General features: G+C 66.6%; 17 protein-coding genes. 15 read left to right on the plus strand and 2 right to left on the minus strand.

What is annotated here, in order from left to right:
- Window positions 1-61 precede the first annotated feature (61 nt).
- Together DDE10_RS18630 and DDE10_RS18635 are read left to right on the plus strand one after the other, a co-directional pair.
- Window positions 62-1,135 (plus strand): hypothetical protein, encoded by a 1,074-nt coding sequence (locus tag DDE10_RS18630; RefSeq protein ID WP_114954308.1) that lies wholly within the window; start codon window positions 62-64, stop codon window positions 1,133-1,135.
- Complete coding sequence (locus DDE10_RS18635; protein ID WP_114954309.1) at window positions 1,135-2,085, plus strand: DUF5309 domain-containing protein; 951 nt, start codon at window positions 1,135-1,137, stop codon at window positions 2,083-2,085. The genes DDE10_RS18630 and DDE10_RS18635 overlap by 1 nt, the downstream gene beginning before the upstream one ends.
- A 94-nt stretch (window positions 2,086-2,179) precedes the next feature.
- Here the strand turns inward: DDE10_RS18635 and DDE10_RS18640 are convergent, their stop codons facing one another.
- Window positions 2,180-2,410 (minus strand): hypothetical protein, encoded by a 231-nt coding sequence (locus tag DDE10_RS18640; protein WP_162806726.1) that lies wholly within the window; start codon window positions 2,408-2,410, stop codon window positions 2,180-2,182.
- 67 nt (window positions 2,411-2,477) lie between these two features.
- On the opposite strand from DDE10_RS18640, the gene DDE10_RS18645 reads away from it, so the two are divergent.
- The 6 genes from DDE10_RS18645 (at window position 2,478) to DDE10_RS18670 (ending at window position 7,460) form a co-directional block, all read left to right on the plus strand.
- Window positions 2,478-2,774 (plus strand): hypothetical protein, encoded by a 297-nt coding sequence (locus tag DDE10_RS18645; protein ID WP_114954311.1) that lies wholly within the window; start codon window positions 2,478-2,480, stop codon window positions 2,772-2,774.
- Between the two features lie 80 nt (window positions 2,775-2,854).
- Window positions 2,855-4,252 (plus strand): VgrG-related protein, encoded by a 1,398-nt coding sequence (locus DDE10_RS18650; protein ID WP_114954312.1) that lies wholly within the window; start codon window positions 2,855-2,857, stop codon window positions 4,250-4,252.
- Between the two features lie 69 nt (window positions 4,253-4,321).
- The gene (locus tag DDE10_RS18655) at window positions 4,322-5,509 is read left to right on the plus strand and encodes a hypothetical protein (RefSeq protein WP_114954313.1); all 1,188 of its coding nucleotides are present in this window, start codon (window positions 4,322-4,324) and stop codon (window positions 5,507-5,509) included.
- Between the two features lie 231 nt (window positions 5,510-5,740).
- The gene (locus tag DDE10_RS18660) at window positions 5,741-6,589 is read left to right on the plus strand and encodes a hypothetical protein (RefSeq protein ID WP_114954314.1); all 849 of its coding nucleotides are present in this window, start codon (window positions 5,741-5,743) and stop codon (window positions 6,587-6,589) included.
- Complete coding sequence (locus DDE10_RS18665) at window positions 6,586-7,212, plus strand: phage adaptor protein (RefSeq protein ID WP_114954315.1); 627 nt, start codon at window positions 6,586-6,588, stop codon at window positions 7,210-7,212. The genes DDE10_RS18660 and DDE10_RS18665 overlap by 4 nt, the downstream gene beginning before the upstream one ends.
- Window positions 7,212-7,460 (plus strand): hypothetical protein, encoded by a 249-nt coding sequence (locus DDE10_RS18670; protein ID WP_114954316.1) that lies wholly within the window; start codon window positions 7,212-7,214, stop codon window positions 7,458-7,460. Before DDE10_RS18665 ends, DDE10_RS18670 begins: the two co-directional genes overlap by 1 nt.
- On the opposite strand, the gene DDE10_RS18675 is transcribed toward DDE10_RS18670, so the two are convergent.
- Window positions 7,453-8,109, minus strand: a complete 657-nt coding sequence (locus DDE10_RS18675) for an FkbM family methyltransferase (RefSeq protein WP_162806727.1) — start codon at window positions 8,107-8,109, stop codon at window positions 7,453-7,455. The genes DDE10_RS18670 and DDE10_RS18675 overlap by 8 nt on opposite strands.
- 205 nt (window positions 8,110-8,314) lie before the next feature.
- On the opposite strand from DDE10_RS18675, the gene DDE10_RS18680 reads away from it, so the two are divergent.
- The 7 genes from DDE10_RS18680 (at window position 8,315) to DDE10_RS18710 (ending at window position 15,337) form a co-directional block, all read left to right on the plus strand.
- On the plus strand, window positions 8,315-9,238 hold the full coding sequence (locus DDE10_RS18680; RefSeq protein ID WP_162806728.1) for a hypothetical protein: 924 nt from the start codon (window positions 8,315-8,317) through the stop codon (window positions 9,236-9,238).
- The gene (locus DDE10_RS18685) at window positions 9,238-10,749 is read left to right on the plus strand and encodes a hypothetical protein (RefSeq protein WP_114954319.1); all 1,512 of its coding nucleotides are present in this window, start codon (window positions 9,238-9,240) and stop codon (window positions 10,747-10,749) included. Before DDE10_RS18680 ends, DDE10_RS18685 begins: the two co-directional genes overlap by 1 nt.
- The gene (locus DDE10_RS18690; protein ID WP_114954320.1) at window positions 10,746-11,102 is read left to right on the plus strand and encodes a hypothetical protein; all 357 of its coding nucleotides are present in this window, start codon (window positions 10,746-10,748) and stop codon (window positions 11,100-11,102) included. Before DDE10_RS18685 ends, DDE10_RS18690 begins: the two co-directional genes overlap by 4 nt.
- The gene (locus DDE10_RS18695) at window positions 11,103-12,554 is read left to right on the plus strand and encodes a hypothetical protein (RefSeq protein ID WP_114954321.1); all 1,452 of its coding nucleotides are present in this window, start codon (window positions 11,103-11,105) and stop codon (window positions 12,552-12,554) included. It abuts the gene before it with no gap.
- A gap of 271 nt (window positions 12,555-12,825) precedes the next feature.
- Complete coding sequence (locus tag DDE10_RS18700) at window positions 12,826-13,041, plus strand: hypothetical protein (RefSeq protein ID WP_114954322.1); 216 nt, start codon at window positions 12,826-12,828, stop codon at window positions 13,039-13,041.
- A 119-nt stretch (window positions 13,042-13,160) separates the two neighbouring features.
- On the plus strand, window positions 13,161-14,933 hold the full coding sequence (locus DDE10_RS23570) for a hypothetical protein (protein ID WP_162806729.1): 1,773 nt from the start codon (window positions 13,161-13,163) through the stop codon (window positions 14,931-14,933).
- The gene (locus DDE10_RS18710; protein ID WP_114954324.1) at window positions 14,933-15,337 is read left to right on the plus strand and encodes a hypothetical protein; all 405 of its coding nucleotides are present in this window, start codon (window positions 14,933-14,935) and stop codon (window positions 15,335-15,337) included. Before DDE10_RS23570 ends, DDE10_RS18710 begins: the two co-directional genes overlap by 1 nt.
- The last annotated feature ends 15 nt before the right edge of the window (window positions 15,338-15,352 follow it).

A 15,352-nucleotide genomic window follows, 5' to 3' on the forward strand; every position in this document is an offset into this window, starting at 1 on the left:
CGCGCGCAAGCGCCCGAAGCGGGTGCGGATATTCCCTTCAAAGCAGAGCGAAAGGTTCGACATGGACGATAGCGACCAGAGCGGCAGTCCGGCGGAAGCCGGGCCGGGCCGGCGGGATTCGACGCGCGAGGGCCTGGACGAGGCCGCGGCCGCCTTCAAGGCGGCGCTCGCGCCGCGTCGCGCCGGTCCGCCCGGTACGGCGGACGGCGGCGCGGACGATGCCGGGGCCGACGATGGCCACGACCGTCTCCCGCCGCCCGCCACCCAGGGCGAGCCGCCGGAAACGGAAGACATGCAGGATGGCGAAGACGAGGCAGCCGAAGAGGCCCAGCCGGCCGCCGTCGCCATGCCTGCCTCCTGGAGCCGGGAGGACGAACGATTGTGGTCGACGCTGTCACCCGAAGCGCAGGCGCGTATCGCCGAGCGCGAGGGACAGCGCGACGCCGCGATCAACTCCAAGTTCCGGGAAGCTGCCGAATTGAGACGGGCCCACGAGGCCGAGATCGAGGAGGCGAACCTCAACCGCCGGCTCTATGCGGAAGCGGCCGACCAGGTGCTGAGCCTGGTCGTGCCGCAGCCGCCGCCGATCACGATGCTCGACGTCGCCTCGAGCGACTACGACCCGGATACCTATCATTACCGCAAGGCGCTCCACGAGGAGACCGTCGCGCTCTTGAACAGCCACGCGGCCCAGCGGCAGCAGATCGCCGCCCAGGAGCAGGCACGGCAGTTCGAGGCGATCAACGGCGCCACCCGCGACGCCTTCATCCGCTCCGTCCCCGACGTCGCCGACCAGGCCAAGGCCCCGGCGGTGTTCCAGGAGCTGATCGACTATGCCCTGTCGGCAGGGGCCCCCGCCGACCTTTTCGCGTCCCCGACCACCGCGCTGGAATGGCACGTGCTGTGGAAGGCGCGCGAATATGACCGGCTGCAGTCGGCGCGGGCCAGGGTCAGAGAGACGCCGCCGCCGGAGCCGAGAAAGGCCCAGCCGGCGGTCCGTCCGGGCGTGGCCACCCCACGCGGCGCCGCCGAGCGCCAGCGCCGGCAAGGCGCCATCGACCGGTTGAGGAAGGAAGGCAGCGTCGAAGCCGGCGCCGCCGCATTGAAGCTCCTGATGAAAGGACAAATCTCCTGATGGCGAAAGTCACCAATGCGCTCGCGTCCTACGACGTGAGCACCAACCGCGAGGACCTCGCGGACGCAATCTACAATATCTCGCCGGTCGACACGCCCTTCATCTCGGCGGTTCCGAGGGCGAAGGCATCGGCCGTCCTGCACGAATGGTCGACGGACTCGATCGACGCCACCAACACGTCGAACGCCAGGCTGGAGGGCGACGCGCTCGGCCGCGCCGCCTCGACCTCGCCGAGCCGCAAGCAGAATTACTGCCAGATCTCGAGCCGCGACGCGACCGTCACCGGCACCGAGCGGGCGGTCAATCCGGCCGGCATCGACGACATGATGGCCTATCAGATGTCCAAGAAGAGCCTCGCGCTCAGGAAGGACATGGAGGCGATCCTGCTCGGCAACCAGGGCCAGGTCGCCGGCGACACGACGACCGCACGCAAGCTCAGGTCGTTCAACGCCTGGATCGCCGGCAACGGGTCGCGCGGCGCCAGCGGCGTCGATGCCACCGCCGCGACGGCGGCGGCGACCGACGCCACCGCCGGCGATGTGCGCGCCCTCACCGAGGACATGCTGAAGGACGCGGTCAAGGACGCGTTCGACGATGGCGGCGAGCCGACGCTCGTCCTGGTGGGATCGTTCAACAAGCAGAAGATCTCGGCCTTTCCGGGCCGGGCGTCGCAGCAGACGGTCGTCGCCAACAAGACGATCCTCGGCGCGGCGAGCCTCTATGCCTCCGACTTCGGCGACCTCAAGGTCGTCCCGAACCGGACGCAGCGCGGCCGCGACTGCTTCGTCGTCGATCCCGACAAGGTGGCGGTGGCGTTCCTGCGCGCCTTCGAGCCGCAGGAGCTCGGCCGGGTCGGCGACGCCGTCACCCGCGACATCGTCAGCGAATATACGCTAGAGATGCGCCACCCCGACGCCCACGCGATCATCGCCGACCTGACGACGGCGTGAGGCGGGAGCCGCCGCTCCTCCGGGGGCGGCGGCTTCACCTTCGGTACAATGGCAGGCGCCGCTCTTTCGTGCGGCGCCGCGGACAGGCAAAGGTTCAGAGAGATTCTGGCTCGCGCCAGGATGACCGACAGGGACTGTCCGGTTCCGGTTCACCCGCGCTGCGCCGGCCCTCCGCCTCCGCATCCGCCTCGCAGCTCTCGGCCCAGCGCCGGAAGCGCTCGGCAGCTGCGGCGTCACGGGAGGCGGCGGCGAGGCGGCGGAACAGGCCGGCCTGCTTGCGCAGCGCCTCGGCCGGGACGGGCTGGAAGGCCTGGATCATGGTCACGGTCTGACACGCCGGACGGCCCCGGTAAGTAAGTGGTTATCCATAGGGTTTCAGCGGGAGGTGCCGGATGAGCAAGGCCGCCTTGATCGACATCGTGCCGGGCGCGCGGCGCAAGACGATCCTCCACGAGGAGGACGGACGCCGCTGGATAGAGACACGCCAGGACGTGGCGCCGATCGTCGAGGCGGCTCGGCTGCTCGCCGACCACCCGCCGGGGCGCGACTTCCGCCACGCCGCCTTCGTTCCGGAGAGCGAGCTCAATCGCGCCTTCACCGAGGGCTGGTTCCACGATCCGGTGGCGTGGAAGCGCTGGGCGAACGACCCGGCCAATGCCTGTTACCGGACATGGAACGGGCGGCTGTAGGCGGCCCCCCCTTCCTCACCTTTCGAACGGCCTGGCGGGCGTCTGCGCCGGCCTTTCCCTACGCCTGAATGGAGACACGCATGGGCCTCTTTTCCAATCTCTTCGCCAACAGCCTTCAAGGGGCGATCGGACGCGCCCTGCTCGATGGCCGGTTCCCGGCCGCCGCCGCGGGCCCGGCCGGCGGCGGGCCTTCCCCCGCTCCGGACGTCAGGCCGAGGGCCCGTGCCGGCCTGCTCGACCCTCTCGAAGCGGCGTTCGACCCCCGGCGGATGGCGCTGATCCAGGCGACCCTCGCCGGGGACCATGGTGCGATCTCCCGGATGACGGAGCCGCTGCGGCGGCAGCGGCTGGCGCGGCGCGCGGCGCAGCGAGACGAACTCGCTGACCAGCATGGAATTGACGCGGCGACCTGGTTTCCCGCCGGTCCGCCGGCGGGTCAGGCCGACGATTGGGAGATCGGGCAGCCTCTTTCCCCCCTTGCTCCGAGCCTTGGCGACCATGAAGCGATCGATGTGGCGGCCGGCCCCGTCAGGTTCCAGCCATTCGGGCGAGGTCACCAGGCTTTGGCGGCAGCCATGGCCGATCCCGCTTCGCAACCGATGGCGGCAGCCTTTCAGCCGGCGAGCCTCGCCCAATTCGGGAGCCAGGATCGTCCCGGCCGCGTCACCGGACGGGCTCGAGCCGGCGCGGACGTTTCCGTCTCCAGCGGTCCGCGCGCGGCACCCGCGCCGCAATCCCCTCCGCCAAGCGGGGGTCGTTTCCCGTGGATTCCGATCCTCGAAAAGCCGCTGCCTTCGCCGAGCCAGCCGCTTCCCTATGGCGGGCCCAGCGGATGGCTGGCGGATCATCGCGAGACGTCCGGCCGCGGCGCGCGGACGATATCGAGCGGCGTGGACGATCCGGGCGGGGTGTCGGTTGGGCGCTACCAGATCGAACGGCGCATGTGGCCGAGATTCCTCCAGTCCGATCTGGGCGCCCCTTGGCGACGTGAGTTCCAAGGTCTCAATCAGGACGAGCCGGAATTCCGCCAAGCCTGGAACAGGGTCATCGATCGCGAGGGCGACCGGTTCGACAAGGCGCAATACCGCTATCTTCACCGCGTAAACTATCTTCCGTATGGAGCGGCCGCGGCGAGACGAGCAAATTTCGATCTAGCGGCCGCTCACCCGATCCTGCAGGAAGTCGTCTGGTCCGGCGCCAACAATATGGGTGGTGGCGGTGTCAACCCCGCAAGGCTCGCGACGGCCGTTCAGCGCGCGGATCAGCGGTTCCGGAGGGACGACCCGCGGCACCAGGAGGCGGTGATCGACGCCTTCTACGACGAATGGGCCGATCGTTGGCGAGCCATAGAAACCGATCAAAGGGATGAGGGTCGCTACGGTGAAGCCGGGACTTCCCGCAACATCTGGTCGCGGCAGCTTCCTGAGGAGCGCGCTCGCGCGATCGGCGCCTATCGAAAGGCCGTCGGCCAGCATTGAGCGGCGGGATTCCCATTGAGGCGGGCGGCGGAACATTGTAGGAACGAGCGTCAGCGTGGAAGGCTTGCCATGACGCGATTCGCCGCCGATACCTTCGCCCGTCTTCTGCTCGCCGCGACGGGCGCTCTCTCCCTCCTCAGCTGCGGTCCTGCGCCCGCTGCGCAGGCCGCGGCCGAAGTTGGAGCTGGCCAGAATCACGCATCCGATGCCCATCCCGCAATGTTCCCGGACGAGACTGGGCGTTTCGACATCGTGTGCGAGACGCGCGGGCGAATGCTGGGCATGCCGTTCGATCAATCGCTGCGACAGCCGCCCCCAGCGGGCGCCGTCCCTTCCGATCACCATTTCCGCCTGAGCGTCGATCTGGACGCCATGGAGAATTGCGGACGATGGTGCGAGACCCAGCCTCCCGACCGGATCGAAGCAGTGGGTCGTCACGAGATTGTCTTCGACGGCGAACACGCTTACCGGCGGGCGCTGCGACGCAGCGACGGCAGGTTCGTCTACCGCGTCCTGCACGGGAAGGTCGTCGAGGAGGAGATCGGCCGGTGCACGCGTGCCCCCTTCACGGCTTTCCCGTCAAGGAGCCTGGCTCCCGCGTCGCCTCCTCCTTCGGGCACACTGGCCGCCCTGCGCCGCAGGGTGACGGCCTTGGAAGAGCATGCGGAGGCGTTCTTCGGTCGAGGCAGTCCGCGCGAGAACGGAACGATGCCCGATCCTGAACCTTCCGCTCCGATCCTCGCCGCGGCGCGAGCGGAGTGGGATCGGCGGTACGCGGCATGTCGCGACGATGGTTGCCGCCGAGCTATTCTGGCCGATCGTCTGTCACGGCTGGCCTTCGCCTTCGGTCATGGCCCGCGCCGATTTCCCGGCCTCGACCTCCCCGGAGGAAATCTCCATTTGGAGACGTCCGACTTCTTCTTCGGCGAGATTACCGGCTCCACCATAATCTACCCGATCATAGACGACCGTATCCTGGCCTCTGTCATGACCCATAATTACCCATCGATGCGAAGCGTTTGCCAGGCCATTTCCGAGGGGCTGCCCACGCCAGAGGGCGGCCTGCGTATGCGAGCCTTCTCCGGTGATGACGACCCTCGTCCACGAGACTGGGAGTTGAGGATGCAGCCGGGAGAGCGCGTGGAGATGAGCTCCGCCCACGCATGGGTGGGCTATTGTCCGCAGTCGGTCGGCCTTGATGGCACCTTCGATATTCTGTCCGTGAACGACCCCAGTCCCGAGGGCGCGAGCTCATGACGGCTGGATCGCCAGCGACGGCTGCAGATCCGAAGCCTTTTCGAGCACCCCTGGCCTGAGGTCGGGCTGAGGGCGAAATCAGCCCTGCGTCTCGCCGCCGAACTGCCGATCTTGCGACAGGAACGATTGCCGTCGGCGGAGGGCTACCGAGACGGCACCTAGCGCACGGCCGGCCATCGTTACGTTCAGCCGCCCGCCGGCACCCCTTCCCACGACCAGGAGACCTGCACCATGCCGACCCTCAAGGTCGCGATCTGCATTCCCGTCTATGGGATGACCCATGCCCGGTTCACCCAGAGCCTCGCCAATCTCATCGTCCATTCGCTCGGCGCGACCGTCGTCCGCGGCGAGGCGGCCGAGCCGGTGCAGCTCCAGCTCGAGACGTTCATGGTCTCCTCCTCGATGCTGACCGAGAGCCGGCACCGGCTGGTCGCCGAGGCGCTGGCGTGGGAGGCGGACTACATGCTCTGCCTCGATGCGGACCATGTCTTTCCCCCCGACGCCATGCTGCGGCTGCTGGGGCACGGCCTGCCGGTGGTGGGCTGCAACTATCCGCGCCGGTTCACGCCGACCGCGCCGACCGCCGCAGTGGAGAGCGGCGCGACCGGCCCGGCGGGCGGGGAGGGGGAGTCGGACCGGCTGCTCCTCTACACCACGCGCGAGAAGGCCGAGGCCGGCGAGATCGAGGCCTGCGCCCATCTCGGTTTCGGGCTGCTGCTGATCGACATGCGCGTGTTCGACGCGCTCCAGGCGAAGGCGGAGGAGGATGGCGACGGACCCGAATCGGCGGCCGCGACAGGCAACTTCCTGCCCCTGTTCAAGTTCGAGCCGACCGCGAACAAGGTCGGCATGATCGGCGAGGACGTCTTCTTCTTCCGCAAGCTCGCCGAAGCCGGCATCCGCCCGTTCGTCGACCATCGCCTTTCCTGGGAGATCGGGCATCTGTTCGAGATCGTCCTCACCAACGGCCATGCCTTCGCCCAACGCGACCGGTGGGCCGAGCACCGGCGCAACCGCGCGGCCAGGTTCGCGCGCAAGGCCGAAGAGATCGAGCAAAGAGCGGAGGGAGAGCTGGCATGAGCGCGCCGACGACCTATGCGGAGCTCAAGAGCGCGATCGCCGACTGGGGCGACCGCGACGACAGCAACATCGACGCGACCGCCGCCGAATGCATCGCCCTTGCCGAGCACCGGCTTCAGCGGGAATTGTCCTCGCCCGAGCGAGAGGCGACGATCACCCTTCCCACCATGGCCGAGACGATCGACCTTCCCCAGGACCTGTGGGCGATCCGGGCGGCCTTCCTGGACGGTGACCCGAAGACCTTGCTCGAGCCGATGACGCTGGCGGACCTGCGGCGCACGCATGCCGCCGCCGCAACGGGCAGGCCCCGGCACCATGCGGTGAGCGGGGAGCAGCTGGTGCTCGGGCCCGCTCCGGACAGCGTGTACGATCTGGTGCTGACGTATATCCGGTCGATCCCGGCCCTCTCCGGCGACAATGACACCAACTGGCTGCTGACCGACCATCCCGATCTGTATCTCAACGGGGCGCTGGTCGAGCTGTTCGCCAAATATCGAGACAGCGAGGGGATCAGCCTGCACGAGGCGCGGCTGCAGGCGGCGATAGACAGCGTCAACCGGTCCGGGCGGCGCCGCTCGCAGGGCGCGCCGCCGATCCGGATCCGGGCGTCGCAGGTGGTGTGATGCGGATCATCATCCCGCGGGACGCGCCGACCTGGGCGTCCTCGCTCGTCCGGGAGATCGAGCAGCAGATGCGCCGGCCGGCCGACGCGCCGGTGCGCCTGCCGTCCTTTACCCTGGCCGACCTGCCCGCCGCGGCCGACTGGCCGCAGGGCCTGATCCACGTCCCCGACGAAGCCGGCGGCCCGGTGGTCGCCTTCTCGGACGGCACGAACTGGCGGCGCGTCACAGATCGCGCGGTGGTCAGCTAGAAGGCCGCGAAAACAGAAAGTCGACTGTGTCCATCGTTCGCTCAAAACCGACGCTGGCGACTGGCTCAAGTCCCGCTAACCGCCCGTTTTGTTTTCTGACGATCGAGATTTGATAGCCCATGCCGAACAGCAGGGTTTCCAGCCGCTCCTGCCGGTCTCGGCGTTCGGGCTGGTTCCTCGTAGGCAAGATCTCCACGACGATCTCAGGTAGGCGACTGGCGATTGTTGACTGAAGGCCCTCGATCACTCCAAGCTCACCGCCCTCAACGTCAATCTTAAGGACTGCGATCGTCTCAGGGAGGTCCAATTCGGCATCGCTCATGACGGGAACCGGAACGGTTTCGGCAGTCCGGCGCCGAAATGCAGGGATTATGCTCGCCGATGAGTCAGCGGCACCGTCATAGAGGTTGAGGCCGGCGACGTAAGCCCGCGGCGCAATCCCTACGGGGATAATGGTGCAGTTCTGGAGTCCATTGCGAGCAATAAGCTGGCGCAAATAACCGACGCACACCGGATTAGGCTCAAACCCTACGTAGGACCTTTTTTTGTCGATTGAGCAGACCTTGAGCATGGTCTGACCGAGATTTGCCCCGACATCGACGAAGGCGCCGGGCCGCTTCGAAAGCAGCTTCTCAAGTAGATCCGTCATCCAGTCCTCGGACTTGCGGACACGAAGGCCTCCCAAGACCGGTACAGAATATCGTCGTCCGTTGATTGTAGTCGCGGTCGACCAGTTGGCGAAGTGCGACAACCGGTCGACCGTCCTCCGCAACCTACCTTTGACCCTCCGCAGCAACCCCGCCTCCGTCACATATCGACGCGAGCGGTCAGCCTGCGCCTGAAAGGATCCGCTGATGCCCTCAACCGCCACGCCCCGCAACCGGCTCGAAAAGCAAGAGCCGGGTGAGAACAGCAATACCTGGGGTAGCCGCCTTAACAGCAACATGATCGACCTTGTCGATGTCGCGCTCGATGGCGTCGAGCTGCTGACGGTCTCCGGCTCGGTCGAGCTCACCGTCAACGACTTTGCCGCCGACCAGGCGCGCAAGCGGGTGCTCAATTGCACCGGTGCCGGCGGAACGATCGTGATACCGAACGTCGAGAAGAGCTATCTTGTGCGGAACGGCACATCCGGAGCCTTGACCGTGCGGACGGGTACGCCTGCCGCTTCTGCCGTCCTGGCGAGTGGATCGAGCGGATGGCTGTTCTGCGACGGCAGCGAGAGCGTCTACCTCGCCGAGCCCGTCCACCTGAGCTCATTATCAGTGGCGGGCGCGCTGACGGTGGGCGGCGGCCTCAGCGCATCAGGCTCCTTCAGTTCCTCCGCCGGTTTCGCTGGGAACGGCACTTCACTTCGAGTGCGCGAAGCAACTGAGCGGTGCACAGATCCATCGTTCAATTCTCCGGTAAGTTGGACTGGAGCGGCATCGGGTTACTTGGTCACCGGCGGAAACCTAATCATGACGGGAGTCGCTAACCCCGGTAGTATCAACATCCCGGTAGGGACGATCATCAACAATCAGCGCTATCTCGCGACTGTGACAGTAGCGTCGTACACAGAGGGCAGTCTAAGAATAAGGCTGAAAACTGGTGCCATTCAGGATTTTAACATAACTGGAGCTGGCACGTACTCCGTCGAGCTGAATGCTGGTTCCGGTTCGGCCGATTTGCTCTTCGGGAGCGGCGTCTCGTCGACCCTGACCGTCTCGGACATAGCCATTCGGCGCTACGACACGCTCCAGGAAGTCGTCGCCCGCATCCAGGCGCTGGGCGGCTGATGCGTATCCCGATTTCTCCGCCCCCCGGCATCTCGAGCGACGATACCGGGTTCGCCGCGCCCGGCACCTGGGAGGACGGCTCCAACATGCGGTTCAGGCTCGGCCGGCCCGAGACGATCGGTGGCTGGACCGAGGCGCTGAACGGCGCCGCGCTGAGCGGCGTGTGTCGGAACATCCTGACGCAGAGCCACGGCAATGGCCCGGTGCGGGTCGTCTTCGGGACGAACCAGAAGCTGCAGGTGTGGGACAATAGCGAGTTGCACGACATCACGCCGGCGGGCCTGATCGTCGGGAGCGCCGACAGCACCGGCGAAACCGCCGGCTACGGATCCGGCCCCTATGGCCTGGGTGCCTATGGCGACCCGGCCTCGACCTATTTCGCGCGCACCTGGTCGCTGTCGACCTATGGCGACTGGATCATCGCCAATCCGCGCGGCGGGACGATCTACAAATGGGAGGGCGACAGCGCCTCCGCCGCAATGGCCGTGGCGAATGCCCCGTCGATCGTCGCCTTCGCGCTGACAACGCCGGAGCGGCAGGTGCTGGCATTCGGCTGCAACGAGGAGGTGTCGGGCGACTTCAACCCGCTGTGCATCCGCGGATCGGACATCGAGGACATCACCGACTGGACGACCGCGAGCGACAACAACGCCTTCGAGCATGTGCTGGAGGGCGGCGGCCGGATCGTCGCGGCGCGCATCGTCGGACCGGCGATCGCCGCGTGGACGGACAATGGCCTGCACATGGGCCAGTTCCTGGGCGATCCTGGGCAGGCCTATCGCTTCGACCTGGTCTCCGGCCATTGCGGGCTGATCGGGCCGAACGCCGTCGCCGTCGTCGATCAGACCGCCTTCTGGGTGGGAAGCGACGGCCAGTTCTACCACTGGGCCTTGGGCGGAGTGCCGCAGATACTGCCCTGCCCGATCCATCGTGACTTCTTCGACAATCTCGACCTCATCCAGCGGGCGAAGATCGTGGCCACCACCATCGGGAAGTTCGGCGAGGTCTGGTTCTTCTATCCGGACGTGAGGGACGGCGCCGAGAACAGCCGGTACGTTGCCTATTCGCTCTCGGAATCCCGGATGGCGCAGCGCCCGATCTGGTTTCGCGGGCTTCTCGCCCGGACCGCGTCGGCGGCGGCGGGCGCCCTCACGAAGCCCGTCATGACCGATGCCGGAGGGGGCGTCTGGCATCACGAAGATGCGGCCGGGGAGGCGCCGCCCTGGCACATCAAGCTGTCCGATCAATATGCCGACGAGGGCGGCCGGCGAATGATGCTCCGAAGCTTCGTTCCCGATTTCGAGGCGCAGGGGAGCGACGTGACGCTCACGGTCCATGCCCGGGCCTATCCGGCGGATGATCCGGTGGAGAAGGCCGTGGCCGTGCCGCGAGGAGCGGCGAAGAGAGACTTCCGCGCCTCGGGCCGGATAATCGCCGCCACGCTCACGGGCACGGGCTACACCCGGATCGGCAAGCTCCTGTTCGACGCCGTCGAGATGGGCCGGCGGTGACTGCTTACCAGAGCTGGCGCGAAGCCTTCGCGTCGGCCCTCGATCCACGGCTCCATCCGATCGAGTATCTGGACGGCCTCGTCCTCTCCGGACGAGCGCAGATGTGGTATTCGGATGGCGCCGCCATGGCGACGGAGATCCGCCGCTATCCGAGCGGAGCACTCGTGATCCACGGTCTCGTCGCCGCCGGATCGATCGAGGAGATACGCGACCTCCTCATCCCCCGGGCCGAGGCGTGGGCCAGGCAGGCGGGCTGCATCCTGGCGCTCATCGAATCCCGCTCCGGATGGGCGAAGGCGCTGAGGACGAGCGGATACGAGCCGCATCAACTGACGATCAGGAAGGAATTGTAGATGGGCCTTTCCAGCTCGAAGTCGAAGACGACCACCAACCAGACCCAGACCAGCAATCAAGCGACGAGCGGCACCCAGATGCCGGTGACGCCGCCCTATCTGGAAGAAGTGGCCCGCGACTATGTGAGTCGCATCCGCGAATTCGGCAATCTGGACCCGCGGAGCTTCGTCGCCGCCCCTTCCGCCCTCCAGCAGCAGGCGTGGAACAGTGCCGGATCGATGCTCGTCCCCCAAGGCGGAGGCCGGCAGGCGCTCGACATGGCGCAGCAGGCTGGGCAAAGCGGGGCGAACCTCGCCGGCTCTGCCGCCACGGTCGCGGGCACAGGCTTCGACCCGGCGGACTATGGGCAGGCACAGGGTTATGGCGCCGCCCGGACCGGCTCCGTCCCGCAGCAAGTGCAGGCGTTCGGCTACGATCCGACGCTGGCGGCGGGGGTGAACGTCGCCCCCACCGCCCAGGTGGACGCTCAGAACCTGCTCACGGACCTCGACCGCTACATGAGCCCGTACACCGACCGGGTGGTGAGATCGGCGCTTGAGGGCTTCGACGAGAATGCGGGCCAGACCCGCGCGCAGCAGGCGGCGCAGGCGGCCCGCAACGGTGCCTTCGGCGGCTCCCGCTATGCCATCCAGGAGGCCCAGACCGAGACCGGGCTGGCGCGCGAGCGGGCGGCGACCGAAGCCGGGCTGCGGGATCGGGCGTTCAGCGTCGGCGCCGGGCTTTCCGCGGACGACGCCAACCGCCGCCAGCAGGCGGGCGCGTTCAACGCCAGTGCGGAAAACACGCGCAGCCTCAGCCAGGCCGGCCTCAACCTCCAGCGCAACCTCGCCAATGCCGGCTATAGCAACGAGGCCGCGGCGCAGTTCATGCAGCAATTGTTCGGGGCCTCGAGCGCCAATGCCGACCTCGCGTCGCGCCACGCGCTGGACTTCGCCGGCCGCACCGATGCGGCCAGCCAGTTCGGCCTCGCCCAGCAGCAGCAGCGCGAACTTGCCGCAGCCGAAGCCGGGACGGCCGCCAATCGCTACGGCGCCGAAAATGCGTTCCAGGCGGCGCTCGCCAACCAGCAGGCCGGCGTCCGAAACCAGGAATTCAATGCCGGCCAGCGGGACACGGCCGCGGCCAGAGCGCTCCAGGCCGCGCAGCTCATCGGGGCGATCACCAGCGACCGGTCGGCGGAAGGCCGCGCCAACCTACAGGCCCTCGCGGGCCTCGGGGACCAGCAGCGCCAGATCGCCCAAGCCCGCGCGATGGCGCCACTGGCCCAGCTCCAGGCAATGGGCCAGCTGTCGGGGATGACCCCGTACGACATACTGGTTGGGCGATCGACGACGGGGACGACCACCGGCACCGGCACGACGCAGGGGACGAGCGTGACTCGGGAGACGCCCAGCCTGTTCAGCCAGATGCTGGAGCTCGGCAATTTCGCGAAGAGCTTCATTCAAAAGTGAGGAGCAACTGTCGGCTGCGCCGCCGGCTTCGTGACTGGCCGACAGCTGAAGCATTACCGGTCGGCCGCCTCTGCGATTTACGTGCGCGGCCGACCCGTCGTCGGACCTCATCGGCACGCTCACGAAGGCCCGCATCCTGACGACGAGATCGTCGATCCCCGCGTCCTCCATGGGGATGTGATCCTCGGCGAACAGCGCGTCGGCGAAAGCCGGGTCGAGCGCTCGCTCGCGCCCCAGCCCGCATCTTCACAGTCGGTCGAAGGTACCTTCAATGTCCGAATCCCCCCTCCCGCTCGCCCAAAGCGGCGAGCTCTCCCACCATGTCGGCGACGCCATCTCGCTCGGGGTCGTCCTCGCCACGATCGCGGAATGGCTACCCGCAGTGGCGGCGCTGCTCACCGTCGTCTGGACCGCGATCCGCATTTACGAGACGCGAACCGTGCAGCGGCTTTTTCGATCTCGGGGCCAAGGTAGCAGACGGCGGTAGCCGCCAAAGGCCAGCCCTCTTCCAGCCCCGCCTCGCCGAGCCCGGCGTGCTCGTCCCGAGGACGAGCCGAGAGGGCTGGCGCGCATCTATTCCCTTTCATCCAATCCAAGGAGATCCTGATGGCATTTTTTTCCGGTCTTCGGCGGGTTCTCGACCCGTCTGAGTGGATCCTGCCTCAAGCGATGATCGAGGGAAGTCGACGTGCCTTGCCGTCGCCCGGCAACCGTCGAATGCCGCAGGGCGTTACCGGGCCGCCTGCGCCGCTACTTGTCGCCGATGCGTTGGGGCTGCACCCGATTCTAGGGCCGCATGGACAAGCGCGTGTCGATGCGGCGCTTGAGGCACTGATGCTCGAGCGCGATATTGTTGGATCCTCCGACCTAGACTTTTTGCGCGGCTTCGACTCCTTCGCTGCCACGGGAGGCGATCAGTTCGGACGAGCCAGTGCCGAAACGAGCTCCATGCATCGCATTGTGCCGGCTCCCCCGACACGGGGGCATGATAGGATTCCGGTGCAGACAGCCGATCCGATGTTCGTGCAGGATGACCAAGGCAGCCGTGAAACGATGACTCGACTTGACCAGCGTGCGATCGCGCCTGGAACCGCGGGCGAGCTGGCTCTGAATTCCGACGTGAATGTCTCGGTCAATCCGCAGACTCAGGGCCTCAACGCCGGCGTGGAACGCTTGGTGCGCGGCAATGCCTCAGCTGGAGAAGTGGCGCGTTACCTGCGGAGCTTTGGCCTAGATTCCGACTTCATAAAGGACACTATCGCCCAATATCGAACGCTCCAGCAATGGCGACGCCAGTATCCTGACTATGCTGGGCCATTCAGCATCGACCTTGAGCGCCTTTCGCGACCGCTCACCCCGGGCGAGTCCGCTATAGCAACTGTCGCGCGGGGTCCGATAGGCGCATACAGTATTGCCGCTGGGAATGCTGCAACTGGCAATCACCTCGACAATTTGGTGGAACTGACGGGAGGCGATGGCGACCTTGCCAATCGTGGAATGGCGATGGTCCGAGAACAGAATCCGGTGTCGTCTTTCCTAGGCGACGTCGCGGGCTCCGCCTCGATCCAAAGTATCGGTCGTCAAGCTGCCGGTCGGCTGATCGGTCGCGGAGTCCAGGGCGCCTTTTCTTTGCCCGGGATTGGCGCCGATGTCGTGACAGGTGCCTACATCGATTCGGGTGCCAATGGTACTGACTTGTTTTCGCTCGAAGACTCGGCAGTCGGCGCATTGTTCAGTGCCGGAACCGGGGGTCTGGGCCGCGGCGTGAGCGGCGCTGGCAGATTTGCCCCATCGCCGGCCGGACGGATAGCTCGTTCGACTGACATGCCCCTCCCCTCGGGGCGTGCTGGAACGACGGGGGCTTCAAGGTCAGGAAGAGTTGGTTCGCGTCAAGGCACCGCGACTCAGGGGCGACCGTCTTCGCCCAAACGCAGAAGTTCCCTGACCGGGCGGTCCTCGGCACCCTTCGAGATAGACCCTCGCGAGGTCGAACGGTACATGCAACAAGGGTATTCTCATGGCGCCGCGAAGTATCTCGCGGAGCCCTACTTTGGAATGGGCGAGCACTTCATCGCCCGTAAGCACAACTTGCCGAAATGGTTCACCGACAGTCGGTTCAACGTCTTGATCCCGCCCAACATAACCCGGGGCCAAATGTATGAGTTGCACTATCGGGTAGACCCTCGATTTCATGGTGCTAATCTCCCGAAGCGTTTCGGTGATCGCAGCTGGTCCGGCGGTCGCGCGGGGCTGCAGAAATACGGCCCCGCGGGGCGACTTTGGTTTGGCAGTCCAAGGCCGCTCAAGATCGCGGTCGGCGGAACTGGGGGCGCGGTCGGTGGCGGTGCGTATCTCGTCGGAGACGAGGAGGATGACTGATGGCACTTCACGCCGGCTTCGAATGCGTCGCTGATTTCCCTGACGACATGATCGAGGAGGATGACGAGATCGTCGTCCTCGGCGGCCGTCTCATCGCCGAGGCGCTGGCTGACATGCTTCGCGAAAAGGACCTGGAGGTCGAGGACCCTCAGCTCCATGCCCTGAACGGCTGGGAAGTGTACGTCACCCTCGGCAAGCGCGAGCATATGGTGCTCGTCACCGATCTCGGCGACTTCACGACTATCCAGATCGTCGACGTGACGCCGTTCTGGCGCCGATTTGGCGGGAGCAAGTCCGATTTCTGGGATTTCGTCAGGACGGTGCACGAACTGGTCGCTTCCGATCCTCGCTTCTCCAATATCGAGTGGATGAGGGGACTGGAGCCCGCCTGGGCCGCCGCCTGATCGGACGAGGTCGGG

It is taken from the genome of Sphingosinicella terrae (assembly GCF_003347635.1).
Lineage (GTDB): Bacteria > Pseudomonadota > Alphaproteobacteria > Sphingomonadales > Sphingomonadaceae > Allosphingosinicella > Allosphingosinicella terrae.

Excerpts from the sequence above, each read along its gene's own strand:
- DDE10_RS18635 (WP_114954309.1), top strand. The coding sequence starts at position 1,135 with ATGGCGAAAGTCACCAATGCGCTCGCGTCCTACGACGTGAGCACCAAC.
- DDE10_RS18650 (WP_114954312.1), top strand. The coding sequence starts at position 2,855 with ATGGGCCTCTTTTCCAATCTCTTCGCCAACAGCCTTCAAGGGGCGATC.
- DDE10_RS18660 (WP_114954314.1), top strand. The coding sequence starts at position 5,741 with ATGCCGACCCTCAAGGTCGCGATCTGCATTCCCGTCTATGGGATGACC.
- DDE10_RS18710 (WP_114954324.1), top strand. The coding sequence starts at position 14,933 with ATGGCACTTCACGCCGGCTTCGAATGCGTCGCTGATTTCCCTGACGAC.
- DDE10_RS18645 (WP_114954311.1), top strand. The coding sequence starts at position 2,478 with ATGAGCAAGGCCGCCTTGATCGACATCGTGCCGGGCGCGCGGCGCAAG.
- DDE10_RS18630 (WP_114954308.1), top strand. The coding sequence starts at position 62 with ATGGACGATAGCGACCAGAGCGGCAGTCCGGCGGAAGCCGGGCCGGGC.
- DDE10_RS18655 (WP_114954313.1), top strand. The coding sequence starts at position 4,322 with ATGACGCGATTCGCCGCCGATACCTTCGCCCGTCTTCTGCTCGCCGCG.
- DDE10_RS18665 (WP_114954315.1), top strand. The coding sequence starts at position 6,586 with ATGAGCGCGCCGACGACCTATGCGGAGCTCAAGAGCGCGATCGCCGAC.
- DDE10_RS18685 (WP_114954319.1), top strand. The coding sequence starts at position 9,238 with ATGCGTATCCCGATTTCTCCGCCCCCCGGCATCTCGAGCGACGATACC.
- DDE10_RS18700 (WP_114954322.1), top strand. The coding sequence starts at position 12,826 with ATGTCCGAATCCCCCCTCCCGCTCGCCCAAAGCGGCGAGCTCTCCCAC.
- DDE10_RS23570 (WP_162806729.1), top strand. The coding sequence starts at position 13,161 with ATGGCATTTTTTTCCGGTCTTCGGCGGGTTCTCGACCCGTCTGAGTGG.
- DDE10_RS18695 (WP_114954321.1), top strand. The coding sequence starts at position 11,103 with ATGGGCCTTTCCAGCTCGAAGTCGAAGACGACCACCAACCAGACCCAG.
- DDE10_RS18670 (WP_114954316.1), top strand. The coding sequence starts at position 7,212 with ATGCGGATCATCATCCCGCGGGACGCGCCGACCTGGGCGTCCTCGCTC.
- DDE10_RS18680 (WP_162806728.1), top strand. The coding sequence starts at position 8,315 with ATGCCCTCAACCGCCACGCCCCGCAACCGGCTCGAAAAGCAAGAGCCG.
- DDE10_RS18675 (WP_162806727.1), bottom strand. The coding sequence starts at position 8,109 with ATGACGGATCTACTTGAGAAGCTGCTTTCGAAGCGGCCCGGCGCCTTC.